Origin of the sequence: Thermus brevis (assembly GCF_026427635.1) — a bacterium.
Classification (GTDB): Bacteria; Deinococcota; Deinococci; order Deinococcales; family Thermaceae; genus Thermus; species Thermus antranikianii.
In genome coordinates, this window is the sequence record NZ_CP102606.1 from 337,507 (window position 1) to 354,052 (window position 16,546).

Below are 16,546 nucleotides of genomic sequence, written 5' to 3' on the forward strand. Positions count from 1 at the left end.
GCCAGGCCAGGACAAACCGCGGTTCACCGCCGCCAGAAGATGCGATTCCCAGCCTCCCGGATCAAGCTCCCGCAGGAAGCGGCCCGTAACATGATGGAGAACCACTTCCAAAATGGCAGGCCCTTGGAAGACCTCCACCCAGGGAAAGCGCTCCACAGGGCTATTCTGTCATAGGCCCATGGGGCTTTTCCGAGAGCCAAAAGCCGAGCTCCTCCTTTAGGGCGCGTCGACGGGGATAAGCCTGCAGCAAGGCCAAGGCCGCCTCACGGGCTGCCTTGGGGTCCAAACGGGAAAGGCGCCCAAGGAGCCTGGCTGCCTCCCGGTAAGCCTTGCGGGTTCCCTTTTCCACCTCGCGCCTTGCCGCCTCCAGGTAAAGCCTCTTGGCCTCCTCGGGAAGTTTCTCCTCCAGGGCCTCTGCCAAGGCGGGATAGGCCTCCGGCGGGGCGTTCCTCAACAGGCGGTCCAAGGCCTTCCAATCCTCCTCCAAGAGGTAGATGCGGGCGAGAAGAGCAGGGTCCCGCACCTGCCTGAGAAGAGCCTTGCGCTCCCGGTAAAACTCCCGGCCCAGCTTGGACTTTAGGGCCAGGTAGTCCTCGAGGTTCGGCCTCATCCCAAAGCGGGCCCGGTGATCCTCCGGGCTTCCCCGATGGGCCACCAACAGGTCCAGAAGGGGAAGGAGCCTGGGGTCTTTTCCAAACCAGTCCCGGGCTTCCTCCGCATACCTTAAGGCCTCCTCCACCCGGCCCAAGGCCATAAGGCGCTCCACCAGGAGGAGGTAGTCCCCAATCCCCTCCAGCCCCTCCCGCAAAGCGGAAAGCCCCTCCTCCACCCGCCCCAGGCGGAAGAGAAGCTCGGCCCTGAGCGCCCGCTTAAGCTCCAAGCCATTCCCACCCCTTAAAAGGTGAAGGGCCTCCTCCCCCCTTTCCCCCGCCACCTGCAGGAAAGCCTCCCGCAAGGCCTCGGAAGGGTGCCTCAGGTAAAGGTTCAGGAGGAAGGAAAGCCTAGGGGTGAGGGCCAGGTAGCGCTCCAGGGCTACCCGCAAGTAGGGCTCCGAGTCAAAGGGAGCTTCCAGAAGCGCCTCCAGGTAGGCCTCCACCTCTTTCCTCCCCACCCGGTCCAAGCGCAAGGACAGGGTCCGGGCCTCCTCCTGCCCTCCCCCCAGCCGGAAGGCCCGGCGCAGGTCCTTCACCCCTTCCAGAAAGGCCTTTTCCGGGGCCAGGGCTTCCGCCAGGTAAAGGCCCACCTCGGGAAGGAGGGCGAGTTTTTTCAGGAGGCCCCTGGCCTCCTCAGGGGTCAGGGCCTCGATCAGGGACGCCAGGTCCGGAGCCTTTTCCTCCACATAGGCGTAGAGGAGGGCCACCGCATGTTTGCAAGGGAACTCTGGATAAGGGCAGGTGCAACGGCCCCAAAGCCCCGGGCCCACCTCCACCCGGTAGGGCGCCTCTGCCGAGCCCTGCACCAAGCCCAAAACCTTCTCCCCCACCCGGAAGACCCTGAGCACCCGGCCCTCCTGGTAGTAGGCCAGCCCCCGGCGCAGCACCTCCTGGGGAACAAGGGAGGCGAAGTCCCTTTCCTCCCTGGGGGGAAAAGGCGGCACAGGATCAGTTTAAGGCTCGCCATCGGACGGAAACCCCCCGGGCGTGGTATCATGAGATGAGAAGCTTATGAAATGACCCTGACGGTTACCCTTAGGGAAGCGGATCTGAAGCGCCCCCTGCCCAAGGGCTACGTGCAGTGCCGGGCCTGCGCCCACTACTGCGCCATCGCGGAAGGAGAGGCAGGCAAATGCGGGGTTAGGCGCAACTTTGCAGGCAGGCTTTATTTGGTGACCTATGGAAAAGCCGCCGCGGTTCACCTGGACCCAGTGGAGAAAAAGCCCCTCTACCACTTCCACCCCGGAGAAGGAATCCTTTCCCTGGGAACCGTGGGGTGCAACCTCTTCTGCGCCTTCTGCCAGAACTGGCAGATCTCCCAGTTCCGGGAGTTCAAGGTCACGCCGGAAGGCTACCTGGACCGGCCTATCGGGGAGGACTGGCCCCCCGAGGCCATCGTGGAGAAGGCCGAGGCCCTGGGGGTGAGGCTTCTCGCCTACACCTACAACGAGCCCGCCGTCTGGATTGAATACGCCCACGACACGGCCAAGCTCGCCAAGGAACGGGGCATGAAAAACGTCTTCGTCACCAGCGGCTTTGAAACCAAGGAGGCCTGGGAGTATATCCGGCCCTTTCTGGATGCCGCCAACGTGGACCTGAAGGGCTTCACCGAGGAGTTCTACCGGAAGATCTGCGGGGCCCGGCTCAAGCCGGTCCTGGAAAGCCTCGAGCACCTTTTGGCCCAAGGAGTCTGGGTGGAGGTGACCACCCTCCTCCTGGAGGGCTACAACGACTCCCCGGAGGAGGTCCGGGCCATGGCCCGCTTCCTCAAGGGGCTTTCCCCCGAGGTTCCCTGGCACCTCACCGCCGCCCATCCCGACTACCGCATGCTGGACCTGAGACCCACCCGGCACAGCACCCTGGTGCGGGCCTACGAGATCGCCAAGGAGGAAGGGCTTGAGTTCGTGTACGTGGGCAACGTCCTCGACGAGGAAAGAAGCTCCACCCACTGCCCGGATTGCGGGAGGCTCCTCATCCGGCGCCGGGGCTTCCGGGTGGAGCCCCTTTGGGAGGTCCCCGGGGTCTGCCCGGGGTGCGGGAGGAGGATTCCCGGGGTATGGACCTGGTGAGGCTGCCGGCAGTGGCGGGCTACTTCTATCCCCTCGAGGCAGAGCGCTTAAGGCAGGAGGTGGAAGGCCTTCTGCAGAAAGCCCAAGCCTCCCCTGACCCAAGGGTCAGGGGGCTTCTTTCCCCCCATGCCGGCTACTTTTACTCGGGGAAGGTGGCGGCGGAGGGCTTTAAGGCGCTTTCCGCCTGGCGGGGAAGGGCGAGGAGAATCCTCCTCCTGGGGCCCAGCCACTTCGTACCCTTCTTGGGAGCAGCCTTTTACCCTTACCGGGCCTGGGCCACTCCCTTGGGGGAGGTGGCGGTGGACCTGGAAGGGGGAGGCCGCCTTGTGGCCAAGGGATCTTCCTTTCTGACCTACGAGGAACCCTTCCGGGAGGAGCATAGCCTCGAGGTCCTCCTCCCCTTTCTCCAGGTAGCCTTGCCGGACACGCCCATCCTGCCCCTCCTCTTCGGGGAGGTGGATCCTAAAGAGGTGGCCGAGGCCCTGTTGTCGGAGCTTGGGGAAGGGGACCTGGTGGTGGCCTCCAGCGACCTCTCCCACTACCATCCCGACCCCGTGGCCAGAAAGCGGGATCAAAAGACCCTGGAAAAGGCCCTGGCCCTGGATGTGGAGGGAGTGGCCCAAGGGGAAGCCTGCGGCCACCTTCCCTGGGCCACCCTTACCGCCCTAGCCGGAAGCTTGGGTTGGAAGCCCACGCTTCTGGCCTACGCCACCAGCGCCGAGGCCTCCGGGGACACAAGCCGCGTGGTGGGGTACGCCGCGGTGGCCTATTTAGGGCAAGGTCCACCCGCCTTAAGATGAAACCATGACCCCGCATGACCCCGGCGCGCAAGCGGTTTACCGTGGAGGAGTTCCACAGGATGGCCCAGGCGGGCCTCCTGGGAGAGGACGACCGGGTGGAGCTTCGGGCTAAAGCCTAAGAAGGGGCCGAAACCAGGGGATGGAAAGGAGCACCAGCGCCAGGGCCAGGGCGAAGAGGAGCCGGGCCCGGGGCTTTCCCTTTCGAGCCTGCGAAAGTCCAGCGTGGGCCAGGCCCAAGGCCACAAGCCCCCCCACCCAGTGCTCGGCCACGAAGTAGCGGGCCTCGCTTGGCGTTTGCAGGGTGGCCTCGAGGCTGGCCAAGGCCCCTTGGAAGAGAGGGCTCACGAAGGCCAGCAGGATCCCTAACACCACCTGCAGGGTGAGGGTATGGGCGAAAAAGGCTCCTTCTTTAGCCCCAGGGCGCCAGAGGGCCAGGAAGCCAAAGGCCAAGACCGCCCAGCGCACCAGGTTGTGCAGGAAAAGGACCGCCTCGAACATGGTCCAAGGCTATCCCAGCCAGCCCTTGGCCCACGGAAGGAAATCACAAAGGGTATCAAAATTTTCCTTTGCGGCCAAGGAGGGTCAAGCCTCCAGGAGGGCCAAAGCTTCCCGGAGGTCCTGGACCTCCAGGTGGGCGGGATACCGGGGGTCCTTGGAGCGGTGGCCCCGGTCCACCCACACGGCCTTTATCCCCGCCGAAAGGGCTCCCTTGATGTCCCGCTCGGGGTTATCCCCCACCATCACCGCCTCCTCCGGGCCCACGCCAAAAGCGCAAAGGGCCATGCGGAAGAGCCTGGGGTCGGGTTTGCCAAGCCCCACTTCCCCGGAAACCAAGGTGAGGGAAAAAGCCTCCCCGAGGCCTGCCCCGACGAGCTTCTCCCGCTGCAGGTCGGGCACGCCGTTGGTGAGGAGGACCGGGATGGCCCCCCTGGCTCCAAGGGCCTCCAGAAACTCCGACACCTCGGGGAAAAGGGGGTAGCGGCGCCTCTCCTGGAAAAAGGCTTCCGCCAGCTCCCGGGCCCGCTCCACAGGACCGCCAAGCGCCCTAAGGGCCTCCTGGAAAACCCTTTCCCGAAAAGGCCAGGCCCACTCTGCCAAGGTTTCCAGCCCCGGGGTGGAGTAGCGGGCCCAAAGGGCCTCCAGGGCCGAGTGGCCGATGCGCTCGGCCCAGGGGTAGAAGGGAGCCTGCCGGAAGAACTCCTCTGCTTTTCTTCGCACCGCCTGGGGTAGCCCCTCCACCCCTGCTTCCTGCCCCAAGCGGCCTAAGACCTCCTCGCTCACCCGGTGGTCCACAAGAAGGGTATCGTCCAGGTCCAAAAGCCAAAGCTTCATGTATCTCCTCGGGTCAGGGATGCTTTTCGGGGGGAAGCCCCCGCACCAAGACCGGGTTCTCCCCCGGGTCAAAGAGGAGGAGGTGCTCCCCCGTTTCGCGGAAGGGAAGGCCGTACTTGGCAAGGCGAAGCTTTGCGTGCTCCAGGTTCTCCACGAAGAACACCAGGCGGCCTTCCTCCACCCCCAGCCGGGCAAAGCCACGCCCCTCGGGCCGGGGGCGGTTGGGCCCCTGCTCCACCCCCCCGCTTCCAGGGCGCAGGAGGAGGAGGGGCCCCTCGAGGGGAGCCAGAAGGGCCTCCCGTTCCGGGATCAGCTCCTCCAGGGCCAGCCCCAAAGCCTGGTAGAAGCTCACGCCCTGGCCCAGATCCGGCACGTACACCACAAGGGTTTCGCTCATAGGCTCCGCAAAAACGCCCGCAAGTCTTCTTCGTCCGCCACCACATGCAAAAGGTCCAGGTCCTCCGGAGCGATCTCCCCGTGGGTCTTGAGGAGGGAAAGCCAGTAAGGATCCACCGCCAAGGGCCGCCCCAAGCCCCGCCGCAGGTAGAGGAGGTTCCAGGCCAGGGTGAGCTCGGCCAAGGTGCCCACCCCACCCGGCAGGGCCAAGTACCCCGCCCCCAGGTCCAAAAGCCTCCCGATGCGCTCGGGCAAGGAAGAGGCGGGAAGCTCCAGGTCCACATAGGGGCTTGGGCCTCTGCGTTCGGGGAAAAGGACCGGGGCGGTAACCCCCACCACCATCCCCCCCCTGGCCTTCACCCCCCGGGCTAAGGCCTCCATCCCTCCCTGGTAGCCCCCACAGGCCAGGCCAAAGCCTTCCTCGGCCATCACCTCCCCGTAGCGGACCAGGCGGGAGTACCGGGGGTCGCTGGGGGCCACCCTCGAGGAAACGAAGGCGCTAATAAGCCGCATCGCTACAGCCAGGGCTTCCCCCAACCGGGCAGGAAGATGGAGTTTAACGGCACCGCACCACCAAAACGGGTATCCCCACCCGGTGCAAAACCCCCTCGGTCACCGAGCCCAAAAGGAGCTTGTCCAGCCCGGTGCGCCCGTGGGTGCCCATGACCAGGAGGTCGAATCCCTTGGCCGCCTCCACGATGGTGGGTATCGGCACTCCCTCCTTCACCTCCCCCGTGGCCTCCACCCCCTTTTCCTGGGCCAGGCTCAAGGCCTTGGCAATGGCTTCCTCTCCCGCCTTCTTCAGGTCCTCCAGGAGCTCAAGGCCATAAGGGACGCTCTCGGGAGCGATCCAGATGGCCTGGGCGGGGTTCTCCAGCACGTAGAGGAAGTGAACCTTGGCCCCCAAGGTCTTGGCCAGGGAAAGGCCGTGCTCCAGGGCCTGCAGGCTACAGGGGCTTCCGTCCGTGGGCATCAGGATGGTTTTGTACATGGCTCGCCTCCTTCGCCTTCATGATACCCCGTCGTAAACTCAGGCCATGTGGATCTACGGAAGGAACCCGGTCCTCGAGGCCCTGAAGGAGGGCCGGGTGCGGCGGGTTTTGGTGGCCCGGGGGGTGGAGGCCTGGCTTTTAAGGGAGCTGGAGAGGCTCGGGGCGGAGTACACCCTGGTGCCCCGGATTGAGCTGGACACCCTCCTGAGAACCACCCACCACCAGGGCCTGGCTGCGGAGGTGGAGGAACCCCGCTACGCCCCCCTGGAGGAAGCCTTCTTCCTGGCGGAAGCCCGCAAGGAGCTTCCCCTGCTGGTCTTCCTGGACGGCATCACCGACCCCAGGAACTACGGGGCCATGATCCGAAGCGCCCTGGCCCTGGGAGCCCATGGGGTGGTGTCCGAGGAGCGCCGAAGCGCCCCCCTTTCGCCCCTGGCCCTGAAGGCCAGCGCCGGGGCCGCCTTAAAGCTTCCCGTGGTGAAGGTGAAAAACCTTCCCCGGGCCCTCGAGGAGGTCAAGCAAAAGGGGCTTTGGGTGTACGGGCTGGACGTAAGGGGGGGAAAAACCCCCAAGGAGCTGGACTTCCAAAGGCCCCTGGCCCTGGTGGTGGGCTCGGAAGGGGAGGGTATGCGCCGGTTGGTAAGGGAAAGCTGCGACGAGCTTTTCCGCATCCCCATCCGGGAGGAGGCCGAGTCCCTGAACGCCTCCGTGGCCTTGGGGATAGCCCTCTACATGGCAGCCCTGGGCCGGGGTGTAGGATAGGGTCGTGGACTGGATCCGGCTTCTTTCCCGCCTCCTCCAGGCGGAAAGCCTCCCCGGGCAGGAAGGGGAGGCGGCGGCCCTCCTCCTGGAGGCCCTTAAGGGCATGGGCCTGTCGGCCACCCTGGACGAGGCGGGAAACGTGGAGGCCCTTCTGGGGGAGAAGGAACCCGAGGTGGTGCTAACCGGGCACCTGGACGTGGTGCCCGTGGGGGATCCCCTGCACTGGCCCTACCCCCAGGGCACCGTGGCCCAGGAGGCCGTCTGGGGCCGGGGGGCGGTGGACATGAAAGGGCCTTTGGTGGCCATGCTCCTGGCCCTCGAGGCCCTTGCCCAAAGAGCCCTCAAGGGACGGGCGCGCTTCCTCGCCACGGTGCAGGAGGAAGTGGGGGGCCTGGGAAGCCGCCATGCCGCAAAAAGGCTTTCCCCTCTGGCCTTCATCCTGGGGGAGCCCTCAGGAAGAAGGCTCATGCGGGGCCACCGGGGCCGGGCGGAGGTCTGGGTTGACTTTGAAGGGGAGGAAGCCCACGCCGCCCTCTCGGGCCCGGAAAACCCCCTCTTCGGCCTCGGAGAGTACCTCCTGACCCTAAAGGAGCTTCCCCTTCCCCCCGGCCTCAAGCTCACCCCCACCCGGGTGGACACCTACCCCGGGGCCCGGAACCAGACCCCCGGAGTGGTGCGCCTGTACCTGGATGTGCGCTACGAGCCCGAGGCCAACCTGGAAGCTCTTTTGGAAAGGCTCAAGGCCCTGGGGGATGCCTCGGTCTACATTCCCGAGGAGGAGCGGGCCTCGGGGGAGGTGCGCCTCGTCATCCCCGCCCTCTGGCCTCCCTACCGCCTGCCGGAGGACCACCCCGTGCTCCTTGCGGCCCTTAAGGCCCTGGGCCAGGAAGGGGCGGGCCTTTGGCCCTTCACCACCGACGCCCCCTATCTGGGCACCAAGGCTCCCGTCTTGGGCTACGGCCCGGGGGATCCCTCCTTAGCCCACACCCCCAGGGAGCATATTCCCTTGGCCGAGGTGGAAAGGGCCGCCCAGGACTACGTGCGCCTGGTGGAGGCTTTATGGAACGCCGCTTGATCGCCGGCACCCCCTACCGGAAGCTCCTCACCGCCCCCCGGCCCGTGGCCGAGGGAGTGAAGGCGAGGCTCGAGGCCAGGGGCATCCCCGTAATCCTGGAAACCCCTTTTTCCGGTCTGCCCGAGGCGGCCCTGGGCACCTACATGGGAGACGTGAACCTCTTTGTGCCCGAGGCCCTTCTGGGGGAAGCGGAAGCAGCCCTGGAGGAGGAGATCCCATGACCGTGGTGGGCCTGGACCTAGGGGGCACCAAGATCGCCGCCGGGGTCTTTGACGGAACGAGGCTTCTTTCCAAGGTGGTCCTCCCCACCCCCGAGGAAGGTGGGATGGCGGTGGTGCAGGCCCTGGCCGAGGCCACCAGGAAAGCGGAGGCGGAGGCTGGGGTGGAGGGTGTGGCCATCGGCCTGGGCACCCCGGGGCCCCTGGACTTCAAGGAGGGGGTGATCCGCTTCACCCCCAACATCCGGGGCCTCGTGAACTTCCCCATCCGCCGCCTTCTGGAGGAGGCCACCAAAAGGCCCGTCCATCTGGAAAACGACGCCAACGCCGCCGCCTTGGCCGAGCACCACCTGGGGGCGGCAAGGGGAGAGGGTAGCTCCCTCTTCCTCACGGTATCCACGGGGATCGGGGGTGGGGTGGTCCTGGGGGGGCGGGTCTTGAGGGGGGAAAGAGGGCAGGGAGGGGAGCTCGGCCACATCACCCTGCTTCCCGGGGGGCCGGTGTGCGGCTGCGGGCTGGAGGGGTGCCTCGAGGCCCTGGCGGCGGGCAGGGCCCTGGAGCGGGAAGCCTCCTACGCCTACCACCGCAAGGTGGATACCAAGGAGCTCTTCCAGCTCTTCCAGGAAGGCGAGCCCAAGGCCCGGCGCATCCTCCTCCAGGCAGCCCGCTATGTGGGCATGGGCCTGGCCAGCCTGGTCAAGGCCTTCGACCCCGGGGTGGTGGTGGTGGGCGGGGGGCTTGCCCTAAACGCCCCCCAGGCCTACTGGGAAGCCTTGGAGGAAGCCTACCGGCACTACCTGGCGGGCTGGGAGGCTCCCCCCTTGCGCCGGGCTCTTCTGGGAGGGGAGGCTGGGCTCTTGGGTGCCGCCCTCACCGCCTATCTGGAGGTTCGGGATGGAGGTGGGTAAGGCTCTACTTTTCCTGGGAGTTTTGCTGGTCCTTCTTGGCCTGGTGCTCCTCTATTTCCCCAAGCTCTTTTCCTGGTTCGGCCACCTGCCGGGGGACATCCGCATAGAGCGGGAAGGTCTACGGGTGTACATTCCCCTCACCTCGGCCCTGGTTCTTTCCCTTCTCCTTACCCTGCTCTGGAACCTCCTGGGCTTTCTTCGCCGCTAAGACCCACACGTCCACCGGAGCCTTGCCTGAAGGGAAGGTGCCCTCGTCCGACCGCGGGCGGTAGGCCCGCAGGGTACACTCGGCCACCCCCACACCGGAAAAGCGGAGGTGAAAAGGACCAGGGGGAAGGAGAAGCCGATGGGCAAAGGATTCCTCCAGGCGCAGGTGCCCTTCCCCCCAGGCCCCCCGCACGCTTAAAAGAAGCCCCCAGGAATCCTCAGGAGCATAGGCCTCCCCCAGAAGCTCCAACACTGCCTCCTCCTCCAGGGAGGAAAAGTCCAGGTGCGCCTTTTCCTCCGGTTCCAGAAAAGCCAGGCCAAACCCCTGCCCCAGGGGGAAGACGCCTTCGCCCCCTTGCGTGAGCAAGGCCAGTTCCCGTCCCAGCCCTCTTTTGGCCCACACCCTTCCCCCGCTGAGAAGGACCTCCCGTAGATGAGGGTCAAGAAGACTTTCGTAGCTTTCCCCTAAGACTTTTCGGTGCCAAGCCTCCACCTGGCCGCGCCCCGCCAAGGCCAAGGCGGTAGCCGCCCGCTCGTGGAGCTCGTGCCTCCGGCCCGGGGACAGGGTGGAATAGAAGAGGCGGCGCTCCGCCTCCCTGGCGAAGCGATACCCTCCCTGGTAAACCAGCCATCCCTTGCGCTCCAGCTCCTCCAGGTAAGGCAAGGCTCCGAGGGCATCCAAGACCTGCTCGGGGATGAGGCCGGAAACCACCGAAAGCCGCTCCAAGGCCACCCGGGCCGGCTCGCTGAGCCAGCGGGCCTTAAGGCGAAGCTGGGCCAGGGGGCGCTGGGGGGAAGTGGTGCACGCCAGCCACTCGGGTATCCACTCCGGCTGCCCTCCCGCCAAGAAGTAGGCCCCTGCCGCCTGCTGGAAGGTGTAGCCAGCCAAAAGCCCATCCCGAGCCTCCAACCAACTTAAGGGAGCCAGCTCCAGCACCCGCATGCGCTCTGGGGGATAGTGGGCCCTTAGCTCTAGGAAAAGGCGGGGTTCCTCCCCGGGGTCCAGGCTCAGGACCAAAAAAGCCTTGGAGCGCAGGATTTCCCGCACGGGTACCTGGGGATAAGGGAATTCCAGGTAAACCAGACCCTCCGGACGCAGGCTCTGGTGAAAGGCCAAGCCCAGGACCCGGGCCAGCTCCTGGGCCAGCCCCCGCTGGCCCGCTCCAATCCGCCCCCTTAAAACCAAGAGAAAGGGAGGACGCAAGGCAGCAAGCTCCCGCAAAAGCTCCTGGCGCCAGGGAAGGCCAGGAGCAGGCTCATGGCGGGCGCGCACCTCCTGCACCCACTCCCACAAGCTGCCCACTTCCTCCAAGCCCTCCAGGGCTTCCCCGTGCCCCGAGGCTTCCAGCTTCAGCCAGGAAGGTAAGCTCAGGGGATCCTGCCCCTTGGGAAACACCTCCCGCTCAAAGGCCTGGCCCAGGCGGTGGAGCTCCACCCGCAGGTTCTGCAGGGCCGAGCCGTGACCGTAGAGCAGGTCAGCCAGGCGGGCCCTCGAGGTGGGTCCCTCGAGGGCCAGGTAATAAAGGAGGGCAAGCCCCTTCCGGGAAGGGCGTACCTCCTTGCCCTGGCAAAGCACCCTCGCCCGGCCGAAAAGGGGCAGGACATAAACCGGATCGTTAAGGGAGCGTTTCAAAGCGTTACCTTCCTTGCCCTCCATCCTACCACTTTTCCGTAGGCTCCTTGGGCCACGGACTTCCTTCCTGTAACGCTTCCGTAACGCTCCTTCCCTTAGGGTGAGGGCGTCCTGAGAGGCCACCACCTCGAGGGGCAGATTCGGAGGGAAATATGCGCAAAGGCATTCTGGCAGCAGTATTGGTTTTGGCACCCCTGGCCCTGGCCCAGGCTCCCACCGTGGCCCCCACCAAGGGTAACGGCCCCGACGCCTACGCCAAGGGCGCCGATTCGGCCGCCGTGAACCAGACCATCGAACTCATCCTCCCCAAGGCCACGGCTTTGCACCTGGACGTGACCACCCTGACCTTTGACCTCACGGGGCTGGACGGAGCGAAGTGGCCCAACTCCAACCCGGACTTCGGCGGGCAGATGGTGTGCGTCTACGGGCTTGCGGACAAGGATGTGCAAACCAAGCTGGGGGACAACTTCTACAACCAGGTGCAGACCCTGCCCCTGGGCACCAGCTACAAACCCGCCACCTGGCCCAATATCGTCATCAATGGTGGCGGGGCGGTGACTGCCTATCCTCCCATTAAGCTGGATAAGGACGGGGAACTGGTGCCGGGGAGCAAGAACTACTTCGTCTGCTACCGCACCTTCGTTCTGCAGAAGTTCTCCAACGGGAAGCAGTGGCACCTGACCGTGAACCGCAACGACCCCGAAGGAACCCAGGGCATCCAGCACCTTTACATCCAGGATAACCCCTGCGACACCTTCGGCGCGGCCACGGGGCTTTACGAACTCCCCAACGGAGCCACCCTGGAACTGGTACCCCGCAATCTGCAGGCCGGCCCCACGGGAACCCGCTCCGGCAACAACCCCGAGCGGTGCGGCTACAAGAGCTGGCTGGATGACCTGGTGGTGGTGGCCGTCAAGGTCAACAGCGACCTCTGGGGCAAGAGCACCGCGAACCTCACCTACACCCTGGCCACGACTGCTTGGTAAGCGACCTTGAAGGCCTGGCCCTAGGGCCAGGCCTTCGCCCTTTCGGTGAACCATGAAACGAATCTTTCCCTTCCTCTTCACCCTGGCCCTCAGCGCCCTGGCCCAAAGCACCCTGGGTGTGGAACCCCCTGTACTCCTCAAGGAAGCCAAGCCAGGGGAGGTCCTCACGCAAACCCTCACGGTCTACAACGTGGGCACCCGCCCGGTACGGGTACGGGCCAGCCTGGGGGACTGGACCTACGATCCCATGGGAAAGATCCAGTTTCTCCCCACGGGCTCGCTAAGGGAAAGCGCAAGCCCATGGGCCACCTTCTCCCCGGCGGAGTTCCTGCTTGAGCCCAAGCAGAGCCGGCCCCTCACCTACACCCTCACCGTGCCCAAGGAGGCCACTCCCGGCACCCACTGGGGCATCCTCTTCCTGGAATCCGAGGATCCCAACCCACCTCCCGGGGTGCCCCTGGCCACCTTCCGGGTGCGCATGGCCCATGTCTTTTACGTGAACATCGCCCCCCTGAGCACCGCCGGGCGCATCACCGGGATCGTGCCCAGTCCCCCCAAGGCCTCCCAGGATCCCTACCGCTTCGCCATCCAGTACCAGAACACCGGCAACACCGCCCAGAAGCTTTCCGGCCGCTTTGAGGTGCGGGATGGCTCGGGGCGCAAGGTGGCGGAGGTGGAGGTGGAGGAGGTGGTGGTCCTGCCGGGTCAGGTGCGCATCCTGCCCGTGACCCTGGTGGGTCCCTTGCCCGTGGGCAACTACACTGCCTTGGCCATCCTCAACTACGGCGACGCCACCAAGGACGTGGCCGCAGACCTTCCCTTTACCCTGCGCACCCCCTTGAGCGCCCCTCCTGCGCCCCCTGCGGACGAGGGGGAGAAAGGAAAGACCCCATGAGAAGTTGGCTAACCGCTTTCCTCTTGCTGGTTACCCCAGCCCTGGCCCAGGCCACCTGGATCGTCCAGACCTTGATCCCCGAAACCATCGCCCTCCGCACCCCCACCACCCAGATTGCCTTTGACCTTCAGGACTACCCCCCCAAGGCCTTCCCCGCCACCTACCCCGCCAGCAACCTGGAAGGGGGCATCCTGCCCGTCCAGGTCTTCTCCAACGCCCCCGGGGTGTGGAGCCTCCTCCTGCAGATTCCGGATCTCAAGGATCAAAACGGGGCTTTGCTTCTGCCTGCCAGGCAGGTCCTCTACCGGGTGAACGGGGGGCTTTGGCTTAGGGCCGACGGCACCCCGCAGATCATCTACACCCAGGCGGGCCCCACGGGGGACTGGCTGGAAATCCACCTGGAGTTTGCCCTCGAGCTTCTCGGCAACGAGCGCGCCGGTAGCTACGTGGTCCAGGCCCTGGTCACCGCCTTGAGGCAACCTTGAGATGAGGCGTTTCCTGGCTCTTTTCCCCCTTCTTTTGGGCCTAGCCTGGGCCCAGGTGCACTTCCTCCCCACCCCTGGCCTCGCCGGGGTCCCGGGGGACTACCTCACCTTAAGCCTGAGGGTGGAGGGAACAGGGTCGGTGCGCTTCCGCCTCTTTCCCCCGGAGGGCTGGCAGGCTCTTTCCCAGGAAAGGCAGGCGGTGCTGGAGGGAAAGGAGGAAACCCTGAGCTTCACCCTAAGGGTGCCGCCTCTGGCTGCAGGCACCCAGGGGAAGGCCTTGGTGGTGGCCTACGAGGGGGAAAAGGAAGTGGCCAGGACCGAGGTGGCGTTAAAGGTGTTGCCCTTAATCCAGGTGGCCCTATCCGCTCCCGCCACCCTCGAGGCCAGCTTGGGAGGACCCTTTGAGTTTCCGGTCTACGTCAGCAACCGCTCCAACCAAAAGGAGGAGTTCCTTCTGCAGGCGGAGGCCGCCATGTTCCAGGTGTTTTTAAACCCGGCTGGCCTGAGCCTGGCTCCCGGGGAAACTGGGGTGGTGCGGGTGCTGGTGAACCCCCAGGGGGAGATCTCCGCTGGATACCGCTTCTACATGAAGCTTCGGGTCACCCCCAGGACCCAGCCCGAGGCCCGCAAGGAAGCCGGGATCATCGTGCTTTTCAAGGACCCCTTGCTGGCAAGGGGCCAAAAGGGCCGGGACCCTGAGCTCACCCTGGGCCTAGGCGTGGCCTTGAGCCTGGGGGCTACCTTGGAACGAGGCCAGCTCCAGGGGCAGGTGGGCTACCTTCTGGCCCCAAGCCTCAGCGGAGCCCTCTCGGACTACGTGACCGCCACTGCCGCCCCAAGCCCCCTCACGGGGGATTTGCAGAATCCCTTGCGCCTGCCCCAAACCCTTGCCTTAAGCCTCAAGGGGGAGGGCTGGGAGGCCCGGGCCCAAGGGGGGCAGGGAAGCTTCGGCCTGGCCACCACCTTCCGCCTGGATCCCGTGCGGCTTAGCCTCGAGGGCACCTACCGCCCGGAGGCCCTGGCCCTTAGGGCCGGCGCGGTAAGCCTGGACAAGAACCTGGACCTTCAGGGGGCCCTCTCCACCCAGACTGCCCCCACGGGCCGCCAGGACAACCTTAGCCTGCGCTACCGGCTTCCCCTGGAGGGGGGCTTCAACCTGGGCCTCGGCACCGACCTCAGCGGCCAGACCGGGGAGGGCTACCGCCTTTCCCTGGGCTTGAGCCAAAGCCTCACCTGGCAGACCCAGGACCTGGAGCTGGTGCAAAGCTACGGCGGCATACCCCTGGCCGGCCTTCACACCCTGGGCCTGGCGGGAGGCACCCGAAACCTCTACCCCTTGGGCCTTCGTGGAAGCACCAGCTGGCAGCTTGGCCCCAGCCAGGGCCTTTGGCAAAACCAGCTCACCCTGTATGCCCAACCCGTGGCCGGAGCCTTCCTGAGCCTTGCGGGAAGCTACCGCCAGCAGGGGGAAAACCGGAGCTTCGGCCTGGCCCCAAGCCTTAGCACCACCTTTGGCGAACCCGGGGTGTACGCCGGAAGCCTCAGCCTGGGCTACGGCTTGAACCGCAGGCTTTCCGGGGAGGCCCCGGAGAACCAGAGCTACCAGGCCAGCCTCACCCTGGGTACCCGCAACCTCAGCCTCTCCGGCTACCTGCGCTACCTCCTCCAGGAGAACCCCTTGTGGGAAGGAAGTCTTTTGCTCCGGATGGCCCTGGAGGGAGGGAGCCTCGAGGGGCAGTACCTGATCAAGCGGGGAACGGAAAAGGACCTCACCCTCTACGGGGCTGCCTGGAACCAGCTTTGGCCCGGAAGCCTGCAAAGCCGCCTTTTCTACGAGTACCGCCTGGAGGAGGCCACCAGCCAGCGCCTGGGCCTTGCCCTAGCCCAGCGCAACTTCCTGGAAGCCGGCCTCTCCTTGGGAGCCTCCTATACCCTTCTCCTGCAGTCCGGGGAAGCCCGCCACGCCTTTGGCCTCAGCCTGGCCTACACCCAAACCTTTACCTTCACCACCCCGAAGGAGATGGTGGACCTCTTTGGCGGCCGCAAGGGTGGTGAGGTGGTGGGCCAGGCCTTCCGCGACGAAAACCTGAATGGACGCCTGGATCCCGGAGAGGCGCCTTTGGCGGACGTCCGGATCTGCCTGGGAAAGACCTGCGAGACCACGGACGCCCAGGGCCGCTACCGCCTCTTCGTGGCCCCAGGCGAAGGTGCCCTCGCCTTCCCCAACCTTCCCGCCACCCTGGCCCTTCTGGGGGAGGAACGGGTACAGGTCACCTTAAACGCCAGCCTGGAGAAGAACCTCCCCTTCGCCCCCGCCACCACCCTGGTCGTTCAGGTGCTGGACGGCGGAAACGAGCAGGGTCTGGCCTTCGCCGGCGTCTGCGCCGAAGGGCTGGTGAAGCGCTGCACCCGGGCGGATGCCAACGGCCGCGCCCTCATCGGGGGGCTTTTCCGGGGGGAGTACCGGGTCTACGCCGACCCCCGCTACCTGCCCGAGGGCTACCGGCAGGAAGGCGGGGTCCAGGCCCAGGTGGATCCCAGCGCACTCCCCAAGGCCATCCAGGTGGTGGCCCTCCCCCCCAAGCGGGAGGTGGAGGTGACCTATACTGCAGGCCGCCTCAGCCTGGTGGCCACCGCCGATCCCACCACCCCCATCGCCGGAGCGGAGGTGGAGGTCAAGGCTTTGGTCCAGGGAGAAGCAGAGGAGGTCTTTCTGGACCTACCTTCGGGACCGGTGCCCCTGAGCCGCCAGGAAGGAAACTACTACACCGCCCGGATCCGCCTGACCCTGCCCCCGGGGTTCCACACCCTTTCCGTCAAGGCCAGGGGTCAGGGGGAAGCGGAGGCTCCCCTCTTCCTTCAGGTGGTTTCCGGCTCCCTTTATAGCCCCAGTTCCCTGGAAGGACCCAAGGTGAAGATCGCCCTGCGCTTCCGGGCCACCCAGGTGGCCCTCACGGAAAAAGGCCAAAGCTTCGCCCTAAAGAGCGAAGACGGCTACACCTGGACCGGGGAGGTGCCCTTGAGCCCCGGTCGCTACACCCTTTTGGTGCTGGCCGACGGGGAAAGGCTAGGACAGCTGGACCTGGCCATCCCCTCGGAGAGCGCAAATCATTGAGGTAAAGGATTCAGGAAAGG

At 65.8% G+C, this 16,546-nt stretch carries 18 protein-coding genes and 1 pseudogene; 12 read left to right on the forward strand and 7 right to left on the reverse strand.

Annotated features, from left to right (window positions below; translation table 11 throughout):
- Nucleotides 1-160 precede the first annotated feature (160 nt).
- Entirely contained in the window at nucleotides 161-1,597 is a 1,437-nt protein-coding gene (locus KQ693_RS01920; RefSeq protein WP_267261759.1) for an SWIM zinc finger family protein, read from the reverse strand.
- Nucleotides 1,598-1,669: 72 nt separating this feature from the next.
- Between KQ693_RS01920 and amrS the strand changes: the two genes are divergently transcribed.
- The 3 genes and pseudogenes from amrS to KQ693_RS01935 all read left to right on the forward strand — a co-directional run.
- Entirely contained in the window at nucleotides 1,670-2,722 is a 1,053-nt protein-coding gene (amrS, locus tag KQ693_RS01925; RefSeq protein ID WP_267261760.1) for an AmmeMemoRadiSam system radical SAM enzyme, read from the forward strand.
- The gene (amrB, locus tag KQ693_RS01930) at nucleotides 2,710-3,522 is read left to right on the forward strand and encodes an AmmeMemoRadiSam system protein B (RefSeq protein WP_267261761.1); all 813 of its coding nucleotides are present in this window, start codon (nucleotides 2,710-2,712) and stop codon (nucleotides 3,520-3,522) included. The genes amrS and amrB overlap by 13 nt, the downstream gene beginning before the upstream one ends.
- Nucleotides 3,523-3,536: 14 nt before the next feature.
- Nucleotides 3,537-3,626 (forward strand): annotated as a pseudogene (locus tag KQ693_RS01935) (Uma2 family endonuclease); the annotation flags it as partial.
- A 4-nt stretch (nucleotides 3,627-3,630) separates the two neighbouring features.
- Here the strand turns inward: KQ693_RS01935 and KQ693_RS01940 are convergent.
- From KQ693_RS01940 to KQ693_RS01960, 5 genes are all read right to left on the reverse strand, one after another.
- Nucleotides 3,631-4,020 carry a hypothetical protein gene (locus KQ693_RS01940; RefSeq protein ID WP_219760228.1) on the reverse strand — a complete coding sequence of 130 codons (390 nt, stop codon included), beginning with the start codon at nucleotides 4,018-4,020 and terminating at the stop codon, nucleotides 3,631-3,633.
- Between the two features lie 84 nt (nucleotides 4,021-4,104).
- Complete coding sequence (locus KQ693_RS01945; RefSeq protein ID WP_267261762.1) at nucleotides 4,105-4,854, reverse strand: HAD family hydrolase; 750 nt, start codon at nucleotides 4,852-4,854, stop codon at nucleotides 4,105-4,107.
- A gap of 13 nt (nucleotides 4,855-4,867) precedes the next feature.
- Entirely contained in the window at nucleotides 4,868-5,251 is a 384-nt protein-coding gene (locus KQ693_RS01950) for a VOC family protein (RefSeq protein WP_267261763.1), read from the reverse strand.
- On the reverse strand, nucleotides 5,248-5,763 hold the full coding sequence (locus KQ693_RS01955) for an LOG family protein (RefSeq protein WP_267261764.1): 516 nt from the start codon (nucleotides 5,761-5,763) through the stop codon (nucleotides 5,248-5,250). Before KQ693_RS01955 ends, KQ693_RS01950 begins: the two co-directional genes overlap by 4 nt.
- A gap of 43 nt (nucleotides 5,764-5,806) precedes the next feature.
- A complete protein-coding gene (locus KQ693_RS01960; RefSeq protein ID WP_105317534.1) occupies nucleotides 5,807-6,241 on the reverse strand; it encodes a universal stress protein in 435 nt (144 codons plus the stop codon).
- A 46-nt stretch (nucleotides 6,242-6,287) separates the two neighbouring features.
- Here KQ693_RS01960 and rlmB point away from each other — a divergent pair, with 46 nt between their 5' ends.
- Genes rlmB through KQ693_RS01985 form a run of 5 tightly spaced genes read left to right on the forward strand, consistent with a single transcriptional unit; the run spans nucleotide 6,288 to nucleotide 9,413 of the window.
- Nucleotides 6,288-7,004 (forward strand): 23S rRNA (guanosine(2251)-2'-O)-methyltransferase RlmB, encoded by a 717-nt coding sequence (gene rlmB / locus KQ693_RS01965; RefSeq protein ID WP_267261765.1) that lies wholly within the window; start codon nucleotides 6,288-6,290, stop codon nucleotides 7,002-7,004.
- Nucleotides 7,005-7,008: 4 nt separating this feature from the next.
- Complete coding sequence (locus tag KQ693_RS01970) at nucleotides 7,009-8,079, forward strand: M20 family metallopeptidase (RefSeq protein ID WP_038028715.1); 1,071 nt, start codon at nucleotides 7,009-7,011, stop codon at nucleotides 8,077-8,079.
- Entirely contained in the window at nucleotides 8,064-8,300 is a 237-nt protein-coding gene (locus tag KQ693_RS01975) for a hypothetical protein (protein ID WP_038028718.1), read from the forward strand. Before KQ693_RS01970 ends, KQ693_RS01975 begins: the two co-directional genes overlap by 16 nt.
- Complete coding sequence (locus tag KQ693_RS01980) at nucleotides 8,297-9,205, forward strand: glucokinase (RefSeq protein ID WP_054391557.1); 909 nt, start codon at nucleotides 8,297-8,299, stop codon at nucleotides 9,203-9,205. Before KQ693_RS01975 ends, KQ693_RS01980 begins: the two co-directional genes overlap by 4 nt.
- Complete coding sequence (locus tag KQ693_RS01985) at nucleotides 9,192-9,413, forward strand: DUF2905 family protein (RefSeq protein WP_267261766.1); 222 nt, start codon at nucleotides 9,192-9,194, stop codon at nucleotides 9,411-9,413. The genes KQ693_RS01980 and KQ693_RS01985 overlap by 14 nt, the downstream gene beginning before the upstream one ends.
- On the opposite strand, the gene KQ693_RS01990 is transcribed toward KQ693_RS01985, so the two are convergent.
- Nucleotides 9,324-11,045: a hypothetical protein gene (locus KQ693_RS01990; protein ID WP_267261767.1), complete on the reverse strand. Its 1,722-nt coding sequence runs from the start codon at nucleotides 11,043-11,045 to the stop codon at nucleotides 9,324-9,326. The two genes, KQ693_RS01985 and KQ693_RS01990, sit on opposite strands and share 90 nt — an antisense overlap.
- Before the next feature lie 152 nt (nucleotides 11,046-11,197).
- Here KQ693_RS01990 and KQ693_RS01995 point away from each other — a divergent pair, with 152 nt between their 5' ends.
- From KQ693_RS01995 to KQ693_RS02010, 4 genes are read left to right on the forward strand one after another with little or no spacing between them, the layout of a single operon-like run.
- A complete protein-coding gene (locus KQ693_RS01995; protein WP_267261768.1) occupies nucleotides 11,198-12,031 on the forward strand; it encodes a hypothetical protein in 834 nt (277 codons plus the stop codon).
- 52 nt (nucleotides 12,032-12,083) lie between these two features.
- Entirely contained in the window at nucleotides 12,084-12,926 is an 843-nt protein-coding gene (locus KQ693_RS02000) for a fimbrial biogenesis chaperone (protein WP_015718256.1), read from the forward strand.
- Nucleotides 12,923-13,411, forward strand: a complete 489-nt coding sequence (locus KQ693_RS02005) for a hypothetical protein (RefSeq protein ID WP_267261769.1) — start codon at nucleotides 12,923-12,925, stop codon at nucleotides 13,409-13,411. The genes KQ693_RS02000 and KQ693_RS02005 overlap by 4 nt, the downstream gene beginning before the upstream one ends.
- 1 nt (nucleotide 13,412) lies before the next feature.
- On the forward strand, nucleotides 13,413-16,526 hold the full coding sequence (locus KQ693_RS02010) for a hypothetical protein (protein WP_267261770.1): 3,114 nt from the start codon (nucleotides 13,413-13,415) through the stop codon (nucleotides 16,524-16,526).
- Nucleotides 16,527-16,546 lie beyond the last annotated feature (20 nt).

What these genes read in the sequence shown, in the direction of transcription:
- amrB (WP_267261761.1), top strand. Translation starts at nt 2,710, where the DNA reads ATGGACCTGGTGAGGCTGCCGGCAGTGGCGGGCTACTTCTATCCCCTC.
- rlmB (WP_267261765.1), top strand. Translation starts at nt 6,288, where the DNA reads ATGTGGATCTACGGAAGGAACCCGGTCCTCGAGGCCCTGAAGGAGGGC.
- KQ693_RS02005 (WP_267261769.1), top strand. Translation starts at nt 12,923, where the DNA reads ATGAGAAGTTGGCTAACCGCTTTCCTCTTGCTGGTTACCCCAGCCCTG.
- KQ693_RS01950 (WP_267261763.1), bottom strand. Translation starts at nt 5,251, where the DNA reads ATGAGCGAAACCCTTGTGGTGTACGTGCCGGATCTGGGCCAGGGCGTG.
- amrS (WP_267261760.1), top strand. Translation starts at nt 1,670, where the DNA reads ATGACCCTGACGGTTACCCTTAGGGAAGCGGATCTGAAGCGCCCCCTG.
- KQ693_RS01985 (WP_267261766.1), top strand. Translation starts at nt 9,192, where the DNA reads ATGGAGGTGGGTAAGGCTCTACTTTTCCTGGGAGTTTTGCTGGTCCTT.
- KQ693_RS01955 (WP_267261764.1), bottom strand. Translation starts at nt 5,763, where the DNA reads ATGCGGCTTATTAGCGCCTTCGTTTCCTCGAGGGTGGCCCCCAGCGAC.
- KQ693_RS01980 (WP_054391557.1), top strand. Translation starts at nt 8,297, where the DNA reads ATGACCGTGGTGGGCCTGGACCTAGGGGGCACCAAGATCGCCGCCGGG.
- KQ693_RS02010 (WP_267261770.1), top strand. Translation starts at nt 13,413, where the DNA reads ATGAGGCGTTTCCTGGCTCTTTTCCCCCTTCTTTTGGGCCTAGCCTGG.
- KQ693_RS01945 (WP_267261762.1), bottom strand. Translation starts at nt 4,854, where the DNA reads ATGAAGCTTTGGCTTTTGGACCTGGACGATACCCTTCTTGTGGACCAC.
- KQ693_RS02000 (WP_015718256.1), top strand. Translation starts at nt 12,084, where the DNA reads ATGAAACGAATCTTTCCCTTCCTCTTCACCCTGGCCCTCAGCGCCCTG.
- KQ693_RS01975 (WP_038028718.1), top strand. Translation starts at nt 8,064, where the DNA reads ATGGAACGCCGCTTGATCGCCGGCACCCCCTACCGGAAGCTCCTCACC.
- KQ693_RS01995 (WP_267261768.1), top strand. Translation starts at nt 11,198, where the DNA reads ATGCGCAAAGGCATTCTGGCAGCAGTATTGGTTTTGGCACCCCTGGCC.
- KQ693_RS01940 (WP_219760228.1), bottom strand. Translation starts at nt 4,020, where the DNA reads ATGTTCGAGGCGGTCCTTTTCCTGCACAACCTGGTGCGCTGGGCGGTC.
- KQ693_RS01960 (WP_105317534.1), bottom strand. Translation starts at nt 6,241, where the DNA reads ATGTACAAAACCATCCTGATGCCCACGGACGGAAGCCCCTGTAGCCTG.